Genomic DNA, 773 nt, shown 5'->3' on the forward strand with positions numbered 1-773 from the left:
TCGAAGTCGTAGCCCTGCCCGCGCAGGGGATGGGCGGCGATGCTGCCCTCCAGCGCCGTGCCCTTGACCACCTGCTTGATGACATGGGCCACGAGGCCCGCATCCTCCGAGAACTTCGGCAGCAGCGGCAACGCCACGATCACCGTCTCGCCGGGCTTGAGGTGGCTGTTCTCACGGACATCCACCACATGCACGATCGCGTAGTCGATCTCCGGCCCGTAGGCGACGGCGCGGTTGCCCGGGATGGTCCAGGGCGTCGTCGTCCAGATCACGATGCAGGCGCCGGCAAACTGGCCGGTCAGCAGCGGGAAGCGAGCCCAGAGCGTCGGGCTCACATGGTCGTGGTACTCGATCTCGGCCTCGGCGAGCGCGGTCTTCTCGACCGGGCTCCACATCACCGGCCGCAGCCCGCGATAGAGCGAGCCGTTCATCAGGAACTTGCCGATCTCGCCGGCGATCACCGCCTCGGAGGGAAAATCCATGGTGGCGTAGCGGTCGGGCCAGTCGCCGGCGACGCCCAGCCGCTCGAACTCCTCGCGCTGCACGCCCAGCCAATGCGCGGCATAGGCCCGGCACTCCGCGCGGAACTCCAGCACCGGCACGTCGTCCTTCTTGCGGCCGCCCTGATACTTCCCCTTGGGGTTGCGATACTCCTCCTCGACCTTCCATTCGATCGGCAGGCCATGGCAGTCCCAGCCGGGGATGTAGTTGGCGTCCTTGCCGGCCATCTGCGCGGCGCGGTTGATGACGTCCTTCAGGATCTTGTTCAGCGC

The 773-nt window shown here is 67.3% G+C and carries 1 protein-coding gene; it reads right to left on the bottom strand.

Features of this window, described 5'->3' with window-relative positions; all coding sequences use genetic code 11:
• On the bottom strand, window positions 1-773 hold a 773-nt coding region (locus AC1DWF_RS33770; RefSeq protein ID WP_476842855.1), incomplete at both ends, for a class I tRNA ligase family protein.

The organism is Aminobacter sp. P4_D5 (assembly GCF_056401815.1).